Source organism: Corynebacterium lizhenjunii (genome assembly GCF_011038655.2).
GTDB classification, from domain to species: Bacteria; Actinomycetota; Actinomycetes; order Mycobacteriales; family Mycobacteriaceae; genus Corynebacterium; species Corynebacterium lizhenjunii.
On sequence record NZ_CP064954.1, the window covers coordinates 1,695,391 to 1,711,363 of the forward strand.

Annotated in this window: 12 protein-coding genes; 2 read left to right on the forward strand and 10 right to left on the reverse strand. The window is 62.9% G+C overall.

Going from position 1 to position 15,973, the window contains the following annotated elements:
- Positions 1 to 22 precede the first annotated feature (22 nt).
- The 4 genes from ftsZ to murG form a co-directional block, all read right to left on the reverse strand.
- Positions 23 to 1,327: a cell division protein FtsZ gene (ftsZ, locus tag G7Y31_RS07995; RefSeq protein WP_165010195.1), complete on the reverse strand. Its 1,305-nt coding sequence runs from the start codon at positions 1,325 to 1,327 to the stop codon at positions 23 to 25.
- A 239-nt stretch (positions 1,328 to 1,566) separates the two neighbouring features.
- A complete protein-coding gene (locus G7Y31_RS08000) occupies positions 1,567 to 2,211 on the reverse strand; it encodes a cell division protein FtsQ/DivIB (protein ID WP_165010197.1) in 645 nt (214 codons plus the stop codon).
- Positions 2,208 to 3,695: a UDP-N-acetylmuramate--L-alanine ligase gene (gene murC, locus G7Y31_RS08005; protein WP_165010238.1), complete on the reverse strand. Its 1,488-nt coding sequence runs from the start codon at positions 3,693 to 3,695 to the stop codon at positions 2,208 to 2,210. The genes G7Y31_RS08000 and murC overlap by 4 nt, the downstream gene beginning before the upstream one ends.
- Before the next feature lie 108 nt (positions 3,696 to 3,803).
- The gene (gene murG, locus G7Y31_RS08010; RefSeq protein WP_165010199.1) at positions 3,804 to 4,868 is read right to left on the reverse strand and encodes an undecaprenyldiphospho-muramoylpentapeptide beta-N-acetylglucosaminyltransferase; all 1,065 of its coding nucleotides are present in this window, start codon (positions 4,866 to 4,868) and stop codon (positions 3,804 to 3,806) included.
- A gap of 414 nt (positions 4,869 to 5,282) precedes the next feature.
- Between murG and G7Y31_RS08015 the strand changes: the two genes are divergently transcribed.
- Together G7Y31_RS08015 and G7Y31_RS08020 are read left to right on the forward strand one after the other, a co-directional pair.
- Positions 5,283 to 5,600, forward strand: a complete 318-nt coding sequence (locus G7Y31_RS08015) for a hypothetical protein (RefSeq protein WP_165010201.1) — start codon at positions 5,283 to 5,285, stop codon at positions 5,598 to 5,600.
- Complete coding sequence (locus tag G7Y31_RS08020) at positions 5,590 to 6,429, forward strand: HNH endonuclease signature motif containing protein (RefSeq protein WP_244977363.1); 840 nt, start codon at positions 5,590 to 5,592, stop codon at positions 6,427 to 6,429. The genes G7Y31_RS08015 and G7Y31_RS08020 overlap by 11 nt, the downstream gene beginning before the upstream one ends.
- Positions 6,430 to 6,704: 275 nt before the next feature.
- Here the strand turns inward: G7Y31_RS08020 and G7Y31_RS08025 are convergent, their stop codons facing one another.
- From G7Y31_RS08025 to G7Y31_RS08050, 6 genes are read right to left on the reverse strand one after another with little or no spacing between them, the layout of a single operon-like run.
- Complete coding sequence (locus G7Y31_RS08025) at positions 6,705 to 8,069, reverse strand: FtsW/RodA/SpoVE family cell cycle protein (RefSeq protein ID WP_165010242.1); 1,365 nt, start codon at positions 8,067 to 8,069, stop codon at positions 6,705 to 6,707.
- Positions 8,070 to 8,115: 46 nt separating this feature from the next.
- On the reverse strand, positions 8,116 to 9,477 hold the full coding sequence (gene murD / locus G7Y31_RS08030) for a UDP-N-acetylmuramoyl-L-alanine--D-glutamate ligase (RefSeq protein WP_165010203.1): 1,362 nt from the start codon (positions 9,475 to 9,477) through the stop codon (positions 8,116 to 8,118).
- A gap of 3 nt (positions 9,478 to 9,480) precedes the next feature.
- On the reverse strand, positions 9,481 to 10,587 hold the full coding sequence (mraY, locus tag G7Y31_RS08035) for a phospho-N-acetylmuramoyl-pentapeptide-transferase (protein WP_165010205.1): 1,107 nt from the start codon (positions 10,585 to 10,587) through the stop codon (positions 9,481 to 9,483).
- Positions 10,588 to 10,634: 47 nt separating this feature from the next.
- Positions 10,635 to 12,152, reverse strand: a complete 1,518-nt coding sequence (locus G7Y31_RS08040) for a UDP-N-acetylmuramoyl-tripeptide--D-alanyl-D-alanine ligase (RefSeq protein WP_165010207.1) — start codon at positions 12,150 to 12,152, stop codon at positions 10,635 to 10,637.
- A 12-nt stretch (positions 12,153 to 12,164) separates the two neighbouring features.
- The gene (locus tag G7Y31_RS08045) at positions 12,165 to 13,688 is read right to left on the reverse strand and encodes a UDP-N-acetylmuramoyl-L-alanyl-D-glutamate--2,6-diaminopimelate ligase (RefSeq protein WP_165010209.1); all 1,524 of its coding nucleotides are present in this window, start codon (positions 13,686 to 13,688) and stop codon (positions 12,165 to 12,167) included.
- 15 nt (positions 13,689 to 13,703) lie between these two features.
- A complete protein-coding gene (locus G7Y31_RS08050; RefSeq protein ID WP_165010244.1) occupies positions 13,704 to 15,572 on the reverse strand; it encodes a peptidoglycan D,D-transpeptidase FtsI family protein in 1,869 nt (622 codons plus the stop codon).
- Positions 15,573 to 15,973 lie beyond the last annotated feature (401 nt).

A 15,973-nucleotide genomic window follows, 5' to 3' on the forward strand; every position in this document is an offset into this window, starting at 1 on the left:
ATTAGCGCTTCAGCGGAGAGTCCTAGCGCAGAAAGTCCGGCACGTCGAGATCGTCGTCGCTATCGCTGGCCGGGCGCTCGTCTGCTCGCTGCCGGGAGGTAAACAGCCCGGCTTCCTCGTTGCGGGGACCACGGTCGCGGCCGGCGTCATGGGTTGCGCCGCGGTCCGGCTCGCCCACGCGGTACTCGTGGCGCGGTTGGTAGCTCTGGCGCTCCCCTGCTGCGGCGGAGCGATCCTCGAAGGAGCGGTCTTCGAAGAGGGAGCCACGCTCGGCCTGTGGGGCCGGAGTGGCGGCCGGAGCTGCGGGCTCCTGGTGGTGCACCGGGGAGGGGTTTTCATGGGAGATAATCCCGGAGCGGCCGTCATCGTGGCGGTTCTTCTCCGCGTCGAAACCCGTGGCGATGATGGTCACGCGGATCTCGTCACCCAGCGAATCATCAATGATGTTGCCGAAGATAATGTTGGCGTCCGGGTCAGCGTGCTCATTGACCAAGGTAGCGGCCTGGTTAATCTCGTGAAGACCCAGGTCGGAGCCGCCAGCCACAGACAGCAGCACGCCCTTGGCGCCGTGCATAGTGGACTCCAGCAGCGGAGAATTAATAGCCTGCTCAGTAGCGACCAGGGCGCGGTTTTCACCACGGGCGTTACCAATGCCCATCAGGGCCGAGCCGGCATCAGCCATCACGGAGCGCACGTCCGCAAAGTCAACGTTGATCATGCCCGGGGTGGTAATCAGATCCGTGATGCCCTGCACACCGTTGTGCAGCACCTCGTCGGCCAGGCGGAAAGCCTCGACAATCGGCAGCTCCTCAGAAGAAAGCTGCAGCAGGCGCTCGTTCGGAATCACGATCAGGGTGTCACAGACCTCAGCCAAGGCGGCGATACCCTCTTCAGCCTGGCGGGTGCGGCGCTGGCCCTCGAACTTGAAGGGCTTGGTCACCACACCAACGGTGAGCGAACCCTGCTTCTTCGCAATGGAAGCCACCACCGGGGCGGCACCCGTACCGGTGCCACCGCCCTCACCGGCGGTAACGAAGACCATGTCGGCGCCACGCAGGTACTCTTCCAGCTCGGACTTGGAGTCCTCGGCCGCCTGGCGGCCCACCTCTGGGTTGGCACCGGCGCCCAGGCCGCGGGTAGCCTCCCGGCCGATATCTAGCTTGGAATCGGCATCACACAGCAGCAGCGCCTGCGCGTCGGTGTTGATCGCGACAAATTCGACGCCCTTGAGGCCTTCTTCGATCATGCGGTTGACGGCGTTGACGCCGCCGCCGCCGACACCGACGACCTTGATGTCTGCGAGGTTGTTATTGCTCGGGGTGGTCATGAGAGGGGATTTCGCCTTTCACCTGTGTGTCTAGCACCCGGCTGGGCACCAGACGCACGTCATGTTCTGGATAATGTCTAAACGAGGAAGCTCACTGCAACGGGGTGCGGGTGCACTCAATACCGCAGCGATGTAGCCCCCATTTTCATGGAGGGGGCGTGCTTTTTCGTGTTCATTTCTTGGCGTGTCGATACCCTCAACCTCAGGTTTAAGGATAGCAACCGCCCTGGCCAGCGGGTTTAACGGGACACCACCAACTCCGGATTAGAGATATTCCACCGTTGGCCTTCCATCTTCAACACGGTGGCAAAAGCGCGCGCCTTATCAGCGTTGTCTTCGTTAGCGCCCCACTCCACCACGCGGTCGTCATCTAAGTAGAAAACTAGGTTGAAGCGGTCCGCCACGTCCACACTCCTCGCTTGCGCCCGTAACTCCTCTGGCAGAGCTGCAAGCACCTCCACGGCATCGGCGAAATCATCCCCGCCGACAAGCTCCACCGCCTCTGCCGGTGGCACGTCGATGATGAACTCATAGCCGCGGTCATCTACCAGACGCGGACCCTCCGCGGATTCCACATAGGCAACCGCCTGGCGCTCTTCGACCCGAATATGAACCTCACGGGGAAGCACGCGGGCTACTGTCGCGCTGTGCACCCACGGCAGTTGCGCCACCTGGGCAGCAGCCTGCTGGGCATCAATCCGCATGAGGTTGTCCCCTACAACTATGCCGGCCGCTTGCTGCGCCTCCTCCTCAGTCACGTGGTCTAAGCCCTCGTACGTGAACTCCTCGACCTTGAGCAGCGGAAATGCGTAGACTGCCCCCACGGCCACAGCGCACACCGCCAGCACACAGGCAATGGTCGCAGCAATGGCTCCCCGGCTCATCGCGTGCTGTCCTCAGCGCCAGCACAGCCAGCACAGGCAGGACCGGCAGAGCTCGCGGCATCGGCAGGCTCCGCCGAGTCAGCATCCGTTGCCAAAATCTCGGCGGCCAGCATGGTCACAGACCCTGCGCCCATGGTCAACACCAGGTCGCCCGCGCGCGCACAATCACGAACCGTGCGGGGGGCTGCGGAAAAGTCCGGCTCGTAGACAGCCTTGCCTTGCGGCATCTTCTCCGTGATAATCCGGGAGGTCACCCCTTCAACCGGCTGTTCACGCGCACCGTAGATATCCAACACCACGGCCACATCTGCCAACGCCAAAGCCTGGGCAAACTCCTCCTGGAACTCAATGGTGCGCGAGTATAAGTGAGGCTGGAAACAGGCGATAATCCGCGCGCCGCTTCCCTCCGCCGCAATCTTTTCCCGGGCAGCACGCAAAACGGCGCGCACTTCGGTGGGATGGTGGGCGTAATCATCGTAGACGCGGATGCCATCCACCTCGCCCCGGTATTCGAAGCGTCGACGCACACCGGTAAATTCGCTCAGCCCTTCCGCTAGCTTGTCCACCTCACCGCCCAGCAGCGCGCCGGAAAGCAGTGCTGCCAGGGAGTTGAGCACCATGTGTTGCCCCGGAATCTGCAAAATATAGCGCACCTTTACCGCAGCGTGCTCAGGCAACGCCAAGGTCGCATGGACCACGGTGTATTCCCCCTGCAATTGCGTCGTATCTACCCGCGCAGCATGGGCAATCTCTGGGTAGCGGGCTGCAGCCTCTGCGGTGCCGTAACCTAGCACGCCGATGCCGCGCTGTACCGCCCGCACCCCTGTACGCGCAGCCTGGTCATCATCGAGACACACCACCAAGTGCCCACCCGGGCCCACGCGGTCCGCAAAATCATCAAAGACCTGGTAGTAAGCAGCAGCGCTGCCAAAGTAGTCCAGATGATCCGGCTCAATGTTGGTCACCACCGCCACCGTGGGGCTGTAGCGCAGCAGCGAGGCATCGGACTCGTCAGCCTCTGCCACAAAAGCACTGCCGGTGCCGTGGTGCGCGTTGGTGCCTGCGCGGTTGAGCTGCCCACCAATAGCAAAGGAGGGATCCATGCCCGCGGTCTGCATCGCGGCGACCGTCATCGAGGTCGTCGACGTCTTGCCGTGTGTGCCGGCCAAGAGCACCTGCTGCTGGCCTTCCATCAGCTCTGCCAGCAAATCCGACCGGCGAATCAGCGGAATACCCGCTTTACGGGCAGCCACCAGCTCCGGATTATCCTGCGGAATGGCAGCAAAGGAGGTCACCACCACGGTTGGTTCCTGCCCCAGCTGCTGCAGATTGTCCGCATGGTGGCCAACAGCAATAGCCGCGCCCATGGCCCGCAGAACCTCCACCGGGGTGGAATCTTTCACATCGGAGCCAGAAACTGCATGTCCTCGCGCCAGGAGGATGCGCGCCAGGCCAGACATGCCTGCCCCGCCAATGCCCACCATGTGAACGCGGCTTAAGTCATAGGAGCCCGGAGTGTGCGAGCTAGCGGAATGAGTGTGCACTGTAGTTACTTTCTGTTGACGTTGAATGCAGGCATGCGGACGAAGCCTCTACTTGCCTGGGCGGGCGCGGGTGACAATGCGCCGCGCAATGTTTTCTGCGGCACTTCCCTGTGCGCTAGCGGCGAGCGCGGTTCGCATGGCGTCATAGTTAATCGGCGTTCCCAGGGTTGCTTCCACCTGTTGGACCAGCACCGGCCCGCAGAAGTCCTCGTCACGCACCTGCACCGCTGCGCCATCGGCCACCAGCTGGGATGAGTTCAAAGCCTGTTCGCCGTTGCCATGTGGCAGTGGCACATAGATCGCTGGCAATCCAGCGGCTGAGACTTCGGCTACGGTCATCGCCCCGGAACGGCACACAGCCAAATCCGCTATTGCCAGCGCCCCGGCCATGTCCTCAATATACGGCACCGGCACGTATCCTGGCCGGGCCTTGGGGGCCTGATTCTTCTTGCCATAAGCGTGCAGCACCTGGTAGCGCGTGGTCAGCTCCTCGATAGCCTCCTCGACCGCAGCATTAATACTCGCAGCCCCCTGCGAGCCGCCGGTCACCAAAATGACTGGCCGGTCAGGCTCAAGTCCCCAGCGCTGCCGCGCCGCTGCCTCGTCTGCTACCTTGAGCTCGCGCACGGGTATGCCCACTACCTCACCCGGCATGCCGGAATCTGAATGAGCATTCATGCCGATTCCCCCTAGACGCACCCCTAGCTTATTTGCCAGGCCTGCCAGCGCATTGGTCTCCAGCACGAAGAAGGGAATCCCCAGCGTCTTCGCCGCCAGATAGGCAGGTGCCGCCACGTAGCCACCGGTACCAAAGACCGCGTCCGCGCCCACTTTCTTCAGCACAGCGCGTGTTTGTTTCACCGCAGTGACCAAGCGGAACGGCAGCTTCAGCAGTTCTACGCTGGGCTTGCGGGGAATGGGTACCGGCTGAATAAGCTCCAGGTCCACGCCGCGCGCAGGAATAATGTCAGACTCCAGGCCCTTAAGCGTCCCCAGTGCGGTGATGCGCGCACCATAATCGCGAGCCAACACCTCCCCGACTGCCAACGCTGGCTCAATGTGCCCAGCGGTTCCTCCACCAGCGATAACTACGGAAATTGGCTGCGAATCCATGCCCTCTAGGCTAGCAGTAGACCCCTGAAGCACGGCCTAGCCCCACCACCCAAGTCGCTAAATCTAGCTGGGTCCACCGTCTTCTCCCCTCTTAGCTTGCCGATGCCCTAACCTGCCGATGCCCCCTTTCCCGCACCCGCTACTGCCTACCGCCGGTCCAGACGGAGCCCGTTGCTCCCATGTTTCTCGCGCGCGCCGCAGTCCGCCCGTGCTTTCCACGCAACGCAGTTCGCGCCCCTCCCGCGTGCGCGCGCCATAATACTCTGGCATCTCACGCGGCGGCAACCACAGATACAGCCAGCCTGTGGATAACTCCCCATTCCCGCCACCAGTGTGGACAAGTTATCCACAGATTTCGAGTTTTTCCAAAATTCCCCTTGCACACGGTTGCACAATCGCCTTAGCGTCAAAACCATGAACGAGATCAACATAGCCGCCCTGCTAGGCAGCGTCATCGACGCACTGCCACAGCTAGAGCACGCCACCACCACAGACCTGGAGGGCCTAGGCGTTGCACCAGATACCGCAGAGTTCCTGGTGCGCCTCTACCGCCTGTACTGCGGGCCCGGCCAGCCTAGCCGTAGGCAAAGGAGTGCTGTTAAAGGCGCCCGCCGCCACGGACACGGGCTTATCGCCATGCAAGAAATAGAACGCGAAGTCACCAAAACCAAAACCACCCAACAATGGCGAATGCGCCACACCCGCAGGCCAGTTCACGACTGTGGCGCGTAAACTACGCCGGGAATGGAACCCAAAGGATGACACCCCAGTAGAAAAAGTCTCTATACGCCGCTACGCCAACGGCACAGCCACTATGTCCATTACTGCACGCGATGTCGACCTTACCGATGTCTACGATGCCATCGACCAATCCGCCCCGGCAGAAAGCTTCTTTAACCTGGTGCGTGGTGAAGGTGGAGCCGGGCGGTTGAACTACATCCCCATGATCACCCTGCAGCTGGATACCTTCGCCAAACTGCTCGCCGTCTCCGACTGCAACCACACCGGTACCACCGCAGGCGGCGCCGACCCCACGGGCAACACCCGCACCAGTGCCAGCGCAAGCAGCGCCAACGAAGGCAATGCCAACACTAGCGGTGCTAACGCAGGCGGTGTGGGGTCTGCGGGCGACATTATTGTTCGGGCGAATAATGGGGCGCGGATGACTGGGAAAGAACTAGCTGAGCGCATTTTGTTCAAGCATGGGTTTGTCGCGATCCTAAGTCGGGTGCATGGTCCGGTGGATGTCTACCGTATGGAGCGCTTTGCCACCGACAAGCAGCGTTTGCTGTTGGCCGCGGAGAGCCCTGAGTGTGCGTGGTTGGATTGTCACGTGCCGTTTGATAAGTGCCAAGTCCACCACATCAGGTCGTGGGCTGATGGTGGGGAAACCAACATAAAGAACCTCACGGTGCTATGCCCGCACCATAATGGTGCCAATGAAGACCACCCGCCGGGAGGAATACCCATCCACCGCGGCCGAATGGTAAGGATTGGTGGGCAGGTTGCCTGGCAGTCACCCGGTGGTGGTGTCCCGGTGCCGACTAGCCCCACCAACTAACCCCCGCGCCCGCAGCGCCGGCAGCACGGCAAGCGCGGCAAGACAGGTTGCGCAACGAGTAGCGCGGCAAGCAGCGCAGTGCTCAAGTCCGGCGCCGCGCAACACCCCCAGCCCCACGGCAGCCAAAAACAAGCAGCCGGAGGGGCTAGAAGCGCGGCCACAGAGTCCAATTGGGGGCGAGCAGCACGAACCGCCTGGCAACTCGCAGTGCAACCCCACGCAAACTAGCGCAGCACCCCAGCACCCACGGTGGCTGGAAATGGCTGATAGAGGGGCTAGCGGCGCGGGGTGGGAACCGAGTGTGGGTGGCCGCTGCGGCGTTGCGTCACGGCAGGGCCAAATTCCGGTTGGGGTCGGCTGGAGCGCGGGCGGCCGGTGCCATCGGCGCGGCGGCGCCCGCCCTTGGGACGCGGGGCGTCCTCGATGGGCTCAGGCTCCGGAATCCACAGCAAGCGGTCGAACAGCGGGCGGCCATAATTCTGCATAGCAGAGACCTGCTCCGGCTCATGGCGGGCAATGTTGCACAAGATACCCATCGCACCGATGGTTACCACGGCAGCTGAGCCACCGGCAGAAATCATCGGCAGCTGGATGCCGGTGACCGGCAGCAAGCCAATCACGTAGCTGATGTTAAAGAAAGCCTGCGAGACCACCGCAGTTGTCAGCGTGGCAGCGGCCAACGCCTGGAACTGGGTTTGGGCGCGCATGGCTGTGCGAATGCCAAACAGCAGTAACGCGGCAAAAAGCACGATGACCAAGAGCCCGCCCCACAGACCCAGCTCCTCGCCCACGATGGCAAAGACGAAGTCATTGCGCGCCTCGGGCAGGTAGGACCACTTAGCGCGGGACTGGCCAAGGCCAACGCCGGCCACGCCACCATCGGCAAGCGAGAGGAAACCTTGGTAGGTCTGGTAGCCGTCTTCTTGGGTATCGGCAATATGCCCGGTCAGGGCATCAAAGAAGGTGTGGAAACGCGCGGAGCGGAAGCCACCACTGCTAAAAACCCAAATCACGCCAGCCAGCACAAACGGCACCAGGATCAGAAACACTTTCGAGTTGATGCCAGCAAAAAACAGAGTAAAGCCCGCGACAATCGCAAAGGACGCGGCCATACCCATGTCCCCTTGGGCCACGATGAGGACCAACATCAGTGTCGCCACCGCGCTGTAGCGCACAAACGCATCCCGCCAACAACGCTGGAATGTCTGGAAGCCGTGCATGCCAAACCTTTGGCCGGCCAGCACCGCCGCCCCATACAGCGCAATGGCAATGCGGGCAATCTCTGAAGGCTGAATGCTCACCGGACCAAGGTCAATCCAGGACTGCGAGCCCACGGAGTCACGTCCCGTACCCAACGGAGTAAGCACCACGATCAGCAACACGATTGACAGCAGCAAAAACGCGCCGGAGTACTTGCGGATCACGCGCGGCGGGGTCCGCAAGGCTAGCCAGAACATCACCAAACCGAAAGCCACCATGACGACCTGGCGGATGGCCTCACCCCAAAACGTGCCACTTTCTGCTTGAGACGTCGCCATGGAGGCCGAAAAAGCCATCAGCACGCCAATGCCAATCAGACTGAAAATAACAATACGCAGCACCACGTAGTCCAGCCCTGGCGGGGAGTCGTTCGAGAGCATCCATCGGCGGAATCTGTACTTCACTGGGGCGCTCCTTTGCCTTGCATTAGCTAGCACAGGCAGCAGCGAAGAAGTCGCCGCGCTGCCCCATGCCGGTGTACATGTCCAACGATGCCGCAGCCGGTGCCAAAAGCACGGTATCCCCGGCCTCGGCGTGTTGCTGTGCCCAAGCTACCGCTTCGCGCATGGCCGCGGCGCCATCGGTGGATTCGACCTGGTGCACCGGGGTGTGCGGGGCGTGAAGGGCGAGCGCTTTGGCAAGCAACTGCCGGTCGACCCCCAGCAGAACTGCGGCCTTGATGCGGTGGGCGTGCTCGCGGACCAGGGGCTCCACATCGGCCCCCTTGAGTTGGCCGCCAGCGATCCACACCACGCGCTCTAGCCCGCGCAAGGAGGCGTCAGCCGCGTGCGGGTTGGTGGCCTTAGAGTTATCCACGTACGTCACCCCGTCCGCGCGGTGCACCACTGCACCGCGGTGCCCGGAGACGCGATAGCCTGCCAAGCCCGCAGCCACTGAGTCCGGGTGCGCACCGGCGAGGAGGGCAACGGCGGCGGCTGCGGCGGCATCGGCAATGCCGGCCGGACCGGCGGGTTCAATACCCTCCACGGCGCACAGCCGCACCGGCGTGCCCTCCAGGTTGGAGACTAGGTGGCCTTCGGCGACTCCCACTTGGCCCCCAGCCGGCGCGCTGCTGGTGAAGCCGTAGCATTTAGCTGGCGCATACGCGGCTAGCTGGGGATCATCACACCCAATAACCGCATGGGTCCCATCCAAAGCTTTCGCCTTCGCCGCGGCGTAATGGGCAAAAGATCCGTGCCAGTCCAGGTGGTCTTCAGCGATATTGAGTACCACGCCCACATCGGGGCGCAGCTGCGAGGTCCAGTGCAGTTGGAAAGAAGACATCTCCACCACCAGGATGTCTGCGCGGACCTGGGCCCCCAGCGCATCAAACACGGAGGCTCCGATGTTGCCCACTGCCACGGCGCGCAGTCCGGTGCGCGCGGCATCCTGGTCCATTATCGCGGCCAACATGCCGGTGGTAGTGGTCTTGCCATTGGTGCCGGTGACTACCAACCAGCGCCGCGGCGGGCCAAAAACACCTGCCCGGTCAAGCCGGTACGCCAACTCGCAGTCCCCTAGCACCTCAATGCCAGCGTCCGCCGCCGCAGTCAGCAGCTCCGAGTGCGGAGGCCAGCCCGGGGAGGTGACTACCAGGTTGTAGTCCGCCAGGTTGGCCAGGGCGGTTTCTACTGGCACAACTTGCGTGCCGATGCCCTCTGCCGCCGCCGGGTTGCCATCCGTTACTGTTAGCCGCGCACCTAGGCGCTGGAGCACTGCGGCGCAACCACGTCCGGACACCCCGGCGCCGGCGATGAGGATGTGTCCAGAAAACTCTGTGGGAAGCATGTTTTACCTGCCCATCCCGCTGGCCAGCAGCCATTCACCGTAAAATAGTGCCACGCCTGCAATGGCGGCCATACCGGCCAACAGCCAGAAGCGCACCACCACGGAGGTTTCCGGCCAGCCGCCGTTTTCGAAGTGGTGGTGGATGGGGGCCATGCGGAAGAAACGCTTGCCGGTGGTGCGGAAGACCACGATTTGGATTGCTACGGAGGCGACCTCAATAACGAACAGCGCGCCGACGATGATCATCAGCAGCTCCGTACGCGTGGTCACCGAAAGCCCGGCCACGAGGCCGCCCAGGGCCAGGGAGCCGGTATCGCCCATGAAGATCTTCGCGGGAGCAGCGTTCCACCATAAAAAGCCCAAGCAGCCGCCCACGCCGGCGGCGGCCAAAATGGCCAAGTCCAGCGGGTCACGAACTTCGTAGCACCCGGCGGAATAGGTGCCAGTGCAGGAGTTGCGGAATTGCCAGAAGGTAATGATTGCGTAGCCGCCCATGACAAATGCGGTTGTGCCCGCGGCCAGGCCGTCGAGGCCATCGGTGAGATTGACCGCGTTAGACCACGCTGCAATCAGGATGAACATGAACACCAAAAACAGCACGGTGCCCACCACAGCGGGGCCCACCTGGAAGTCGATGGTGTCGATGTCGCGCACGAAAGACAGGTGGGTCGAACCCGGCGTTAAGCCGTTGTCGTCTGGAAATTGCAACACCAATAGACCAAAGATGATGGCTACTGCTAGTTGGCTTACCAGCTTCGCGGTCTTATTCAACCCCAAGTTGCGCGACTTGAACAGTTTAATAAAGTCATCCGCAAACCCGACCGCGCCCAGGCCCAGGGTCAAAAACAGCACCAGGAGACCGGAGGCGGTAAAGCCATCATGGCCCGTGGTCAGGCCATACGCGCCCGCCACCACATAGCCCAGAGTGATCCCGGCCAATATCGCTATGCCGCCCATGGTGGGAGTGCCGCGCTTGCGCAAATGCGACTGCGGGCCGTCCTCGCGAATCTCTTGTCCCTTACCGGCGTTGGCGAAGTAGCGAATCAACACCGGCGTCAAGAAGATGGCGACGAGGAAGCTGACTGCTCCCGCGATAATTATCTGGGTCACGTCTGTCTCAAATCCTTTTGGCATCTAAGCGGATAGGTGGGCGGCGGCTAACCCCTGGCAGGGCCGTCCGCGACTAAGGCCTCGGCTACTCGCCACAATTGTTGGACGTTGGAGGCCTTAGTCAAGACCACATCCTTGGCTTCGCGGCTGGCCCAGTCGGCAACGCCTGCGGGCGCCTGGCGCAACAACTCCCGCACATGCTCGGTGGCTGCCGCCGAATCACCGGCAACTATTGTAGCCACGCCCTGGGTGCGTGCCGCGTTAGCCAGCGCCACACAATTGGGGCTCTCTCCCACCACCACCAGATGGTCCACATCGAACTTGGACAGCTCATGGGCCAATGCTGCGTGGGCGGCGGGGGCGTCTTCGCCCAGCTCACCCATCTCTCCCAGCACGGCAATGGATCGCGCGTCGGGGCGCGAGGCGGTGGTGTAGCCCAAAGCCGCAATCGCCGCGGCCATGGAGTCGGGGTTGGCGTTATAGGCGTCGTCGATAATCGTCACCCCGTCAGCGCGGGTGCGTACGTCCATCCGGTGCGCAGAGGCGTTAGTATGCCCCTCCAACGCGGCAACAATGTCTGCCAGCTCCATGCCGGATGCCCGAGCAGCCGCCACTGCGGCTAGCGCATTGGAGACCTGGTGGCGGCCAAAGACCCGCAGCCGCACCCGTGTGGGCGCTAAACCTGGGGCATGGAGAACGAAGGTGGGCCGGGCGACATCATCAAGCTCAATGTCCGTGGCCCGGTAGTCTGCCTCTTGATTGTCAACGCCAAAGGTGACCACCTGGGCGGGGGTCCGGGCGGCCATGGCGGCTACTAGGGCATCGTCGGCATTGAGCACTGCGGTGCCATTGGCGGGCAGAGCCTCCACCAGCTCGCCCTTCGCCTGGGCGATATTGGCCCGGGAACCAAACTCCCCCAGATGGGCAGAACCCACGTTGAGCACCACACCCACCCGCGGCGGGGCAATCCGGGCCAGGTGTGCAATGTGGCCGACGCCGCGCGCAGACAGTTCCGCCACCAAGTGGCGCGTGTCCTGGGTGCAGCGCAGCGCGGTGTAGGGATGACCAATCTCATTGTTAAAAGACCCCGGCGGAGCCACCGTGGGGCCATCGGCCCGCAGCGCCGTGGCAATCAAGTCCTTGGTAGAGGTCTTGCCTGCAGAACCAGTCACGCCCACCACATTGAGCTGCGGCAAGCGCTCCACCACTGCCTGCGCCAGGGCGGACAGTGCCCGCACCACCGCCGCAGCCGAACCATCGACGTCGTGGGCATAGATGTCCGCGTTGGCCTCCGCGCCGGTGGGCCGGCCCGTTGGCTCCACCACAATGGCTGGTATCCCCACTGGGCGCGCCGCCAACACCGCCACGGCCCCGGCAGCTACTGCCTGGGCAGCAAAATCGTGGCCGTCCACGCGGGCACCGGGGAAGGCTACAAACAGCCCGCCGGGGCGCACCTCGCGCGAATCAAACTCCACGCTAGCTGTCACGGTGGCTGAAGGGTCGGCCACGCAGTCCAGATACCCACCGGTAATCTGGGCTATGTCTTTCACGCTCAACTCAATCATCGCAACTCTTCCCTATTGTTTCGCCGCACCAGTCCGGGCGCGTACGGCGCGAGCCAGTTCCTCGCGGTCATCAAAATGAATGGTTTGCTCTCCCACAATTTGGCCTACCTCGTGGCCTTTACCCACCACGATGACGGCATCGCCGGGCTGCGCCCACGCCACCGCCGTGTCAATGGCCTGGGCGCGCGAGCCAATCTCCCGGATCTCGGCGGCTGTGCCCGCGTCTACCGCACCGGCAACCACTGCAGCACGGATGGCGGCGGGGTCCTCGCTGCGGGGGTTATCATCGGTGACTATCACCAAGTCCGCCCCACGGGCAGCACCGGCGCCCATGAGCGGGCGCTTGGCCGCGTCCCGATCTCCGCCGGCGCCCACCACCACGGCAATGCGGGCCTGCTTTCCTACCTGGCCGCGCAGGGTCTCTAGCACCGCACTCACCGCTGCCGGCTTGTGCGCGTAGTCCACCACTGCCAAAAAGTCCTGCCCCAGCTCAATGCGCTCCATGCGTCCTGGCACACGTACCTGCTCTATCCCGTGCACGAAGGCGTCGAGGTCCACTCCCACCGCGCTGGCTAGGCCGACGGCGACGGCGGCATTAGCAATGTTGAAGCGCCCGGGCAGGGGCAAGCGGAACTCCAGATCTGTGCCCGAAGTTACCCCGCGCAGCACCACCCGTTGGGCGCCGGTGGCCTCCACGTCCAGCTGGGTAGCGCACAGGTCTGCATCTGTGCTTGCCGATGCCACCGTGGTCAACGCCCCATCCACTCGCTCAGCCATGCGTTGCCCCCAGGATTCGTCGACGCACACAACGGCGTGCTGCGCGGAATCGGGACCGCTAAACAGCGTGGCCTTGGCGTCAAAATACTCCTCCATGGAGGAATGGAAATCCAGATGGTCCTGGCTCAGGTTGGTAAAGGCCCCGGCGGCAAAACGCACGCCTTGTACCCGGCCTAGGGCCAGCGCGTGGGAGGAGACCTCCATGACCACATGGGTAACCCCTTGGGCGCGCATGGTGGCAAAGAGCTCTTGCAGCCGCGGGGCTTCCGGGGTAGTCAGCTTGGTAGCTACCGGTTCCCGGTTAATCCGGGTGCCCGTGGTACCGATCAGGCCCACGGAATAGCCCGCGTGCAGCAAGCCCTCCTCCACCAAGTAACTCGTGGTGGTCTTCCCGGATGTTCCCGTAATGCCAATCACGGTCATATCCGCGGTGGGGTGCCCATAGATCTCTGCGGCTAGATGCCCCAACACAGCGCGCACATCATCGACGATGAGCACGGGGCGGGTCTCCCCTGCGGAGCTGAGCAGCTGGGCCCCGGCGGCATCGGAAAGTATGGCAGCGGCAGGAGTCTGGGCGGCAAACTGGGCGCCATGCACCCGCGTGCCTGGCAGCGCAGCGAACAACCCACCCGGGGCCACCGCAGCAGAATCCAGGGAGATGGAGCTTATCTGAATGGAGGAGGAATCAACAGCGCCGGAGAGCTGCGCTCCCGCCAGTTGCGCCAACCGGCCCAGGGACACAAACGAAGACGACGTCATAGTGGAGCTCACTTCCTATTCTGCCCGCAGCACCAAATGGTCTGCAGGTGGCGAGGTGGGGATATTATCGCGATCGATGAGCCACTGGGCAATGTCGCGGAACACAGGCGCCGCGGACTGGCCGCCGCTGCCGTCATCATTGACCCCTGACTGCGGGTTGTCCAGCATAATCGCCACGACAAAGCGCGGGTCATCAGCCGGGGCAATACCTGCAAAGGTAATCCAATAGTTGGAATTGGAGTACGCGCCGGTGTTTTTATCCACCTGCTGCGCGGTACCAGTCTTGCCCGAAAGCTGATAGCCCTCAATGCTATTGCCGCCAGCCGTACCGTTATTGATGCCCGCAGGATCCGCCTGGAAGACGGCCCGGAACATATTAACCACCTGGGCGGCAGTCTCCGGGGAGACCACCCGGGTGCGTGCCGGAGGATCAATATCCAGCTTTTGGCCCGCAGCGTCGGTGACCGAGGTGATGATGCGCGGTTCAATACGCTCACCGCCATTGGCCAAGGTCTGGTAAACACTGGCCATCTGCAGCGCAGTCCAGGACATACCCTGGCCGATAGGCAGGTTAGCGAAGGTGCCGCCAGACCACTGGGACTTATCGGGAACAATGCCTGCGGATTCATTGGGCAGCTCCACTCCCGTCACCCGGCCTAGACCAAAGGCGTTGAGGTACTCGGCGTACTTATCCTGGCCCAGCTTTTCTGCCAACATGAGGGTTCCCACGTTGGAGGACTTACCAAAAACACCGGTAGTGGTGTAGGGCTCCACGCCGTGGGACCAGGCATCAGAGACGGTCACGCCCGCCATGTCGATACTGCCGGGGACCTGGTGGACTTCCTCCGGGTGCGTGATGCCCTCTTCCAGCGTGGCAGCTGCGGTAACAATCTTGGCCACAGACCCCGGCTCGAAGGGGTGGGAAATGGAACGGTTTTCGAAATCCTTACCTTGCTTGAGCTGCTTGTCAATGTCTCCATTGGGGTCGATTGTCCCACTATTTGCCATGGCCAGCACCTCCCCAGTGGCGGCGTCAAGCACCACGGCCTCGCCAGACTTGGCCCGCGAATTAGCCACGGCCTTCTCCAGCTTCTGCTGTACAAAGGTTTGCAGGTCCAAGTCCAGGGTCAACTCAATGCGGTGGCCGTCGATGGCATCGCGCTCATCTCGCAGAGTGCCCGGGATGTGCTGGCCGTTGACGGAGACATCGCCGGTGGAGCGGCCATCGAGGCCGGACAAGAGGGCATCGGCAGCCGCTTCCAATCCAAACTGACCTGTGCCGTCCATGGAGACCTTACCCACCACATTCTCCGCAATAGCGCCGTTGGGATACTGCCGGATGGACTGGCGGTCCGGAGCCACACCATGGTAAGTGTCCGCGATTTCTTCCGCGACATCGGGGTCCACGTTGCGCACCAGAATCTCATACTGCGTATCTGCCTGCAGCTTGGCCAAAATTTCCTTGGAGTCCACGCCGTTGGTCTCGCGCCCGGCAGCCTTAATCTTCTCCGGAATCCCGCGGGCCATTTCCTTCAAGCGGCCTTCTACCCGGGCGTCCAGCTCCCGGTTAAAGTCGGCCTCGCCCCAATCAGATGGCGTGTCCTCGGCGTCGAGCTTGCGCTTTTCTTGCTCGCGGAGCTCATCGCGCAGACGCAGCGGGGACACGGTGAGGGACCGGGCATGCATGGTATACGCCAGAATCTGACCTTCGCGGTCCACGATAGCCCCACGACGTGCAGGATCCACGTACACCCGGGTGCGCTGCGCGCTAGCCTGCTGGGCCAAATCCGGGCCCCACACAATCTGCACCCACGCCAAACGCGCGCACATCACCATAACTACCGCTAACACCACGGCCAGCAGCTTAAACAGACGATCTTGCATCAGCGCGGCCTGCTGCTGCACCGGAGAGCCCTGACGGCGGCGCTGGGAGAAATCCGAAGAGAACTCCGGGGAGAATTTCGCGTCCCCACCTACGGGCGGACGCGCAGCAGGTTGGCGGCCCTGGTGCTGCAGGTGCGGCTGGGCGTGTTCGTGGGGGCGCGGCTGGGCTTGTTCCCGGCGACGGGGTTGGGCATGCTGCCGACCACGGGGCTGCCGCTGTGCCCGCGACTGCGCAGGAGTGTGCGCGCTGCGTCCCCGACGCCCGTGCGCGCCAGTGCCGCCGGCGGAGTTGTGCGGAGTCACCTGCCTAAGTCACCTGTCCTTGTATCTCTTGGCCCTGAGGCTACACATGGCTCCAGCTCGGTGCCGCGAGCCGATGCCCAGCTGGTTGATGCCCAGTT

Bases quoted from the DNA above. Each gene is read 5' to 3' on its own strand.
- ftsZ (WP_165010195.1), bottom strand. From the start codon at position 1,327: ATGACCACCCCGAGCAATAACAACCTCGCAGACATCAAGGTCGTCGGT.
- G7Y31_RS08000 (WP_165010197.1), bottom strand. From the start codon at position 2,211: ATGAGCCGGGGAGCCATTGCTGCGACCATTGCCTGTGTGCTGGCGGTG.
- murC (WP_165010238.1), bottom strand. From the start codon at position 3,695: ATGGTGGGCATTGGCGGGGCAGGCATGTCTGGCCTGGCGCGCATCCTC.
- murG (WP_165010199.1), bottom strand. From the start codon at position 4,868: ATGGATTCGCAGCCAATTTCCGTAGTTATCGCTGGTGGAGGAACCGCT.
- G7Y31_RS08015 (WP_165010201.1), top strand. From the start codon at position 5,283: ATGAACGAGATCAACATAGCCGCCCTGCTAGGCAGCGTCATCGACGCA.
- G7Y31_RS08025 (WP_165010242.1), bottom strand. From the start codon at position 8,069: ATGCTCTCGAACGACTCCCCGCCAGGGCTGGACTACGTGGTGCTGCGT.
- murD (WP_165010203.1), bottom strand. From the start codon at position 9,477: ATGCTTCCCACAGAGTTTTCTGGACACATCCTCATCGCCGGCGCCGGG.
- G7Y31_RS08040 (WP_165010207.1), bottom strand. From the start codon at position 12,152: ATGATTGAGTTGAGCGTGAAAGACATAGCCCAGATTACCGGTGGGTAT.
- G7Y31_RS08045 (WP_165010209.1), bottom strand. From the start codon at position 13,688: ATGACGTCGTCTTCGTTTGTGTCCCTGGGCCGGTTGGCGCAACTGGCG.
- G7Y31_RS08050 (WP_165010244.1), bottom strand. From the start codon at position 15,572: ATGCAAGATCGTCTGTTTAAGCTGCTGGCCGTGGTGTTAGCGGTAGTT.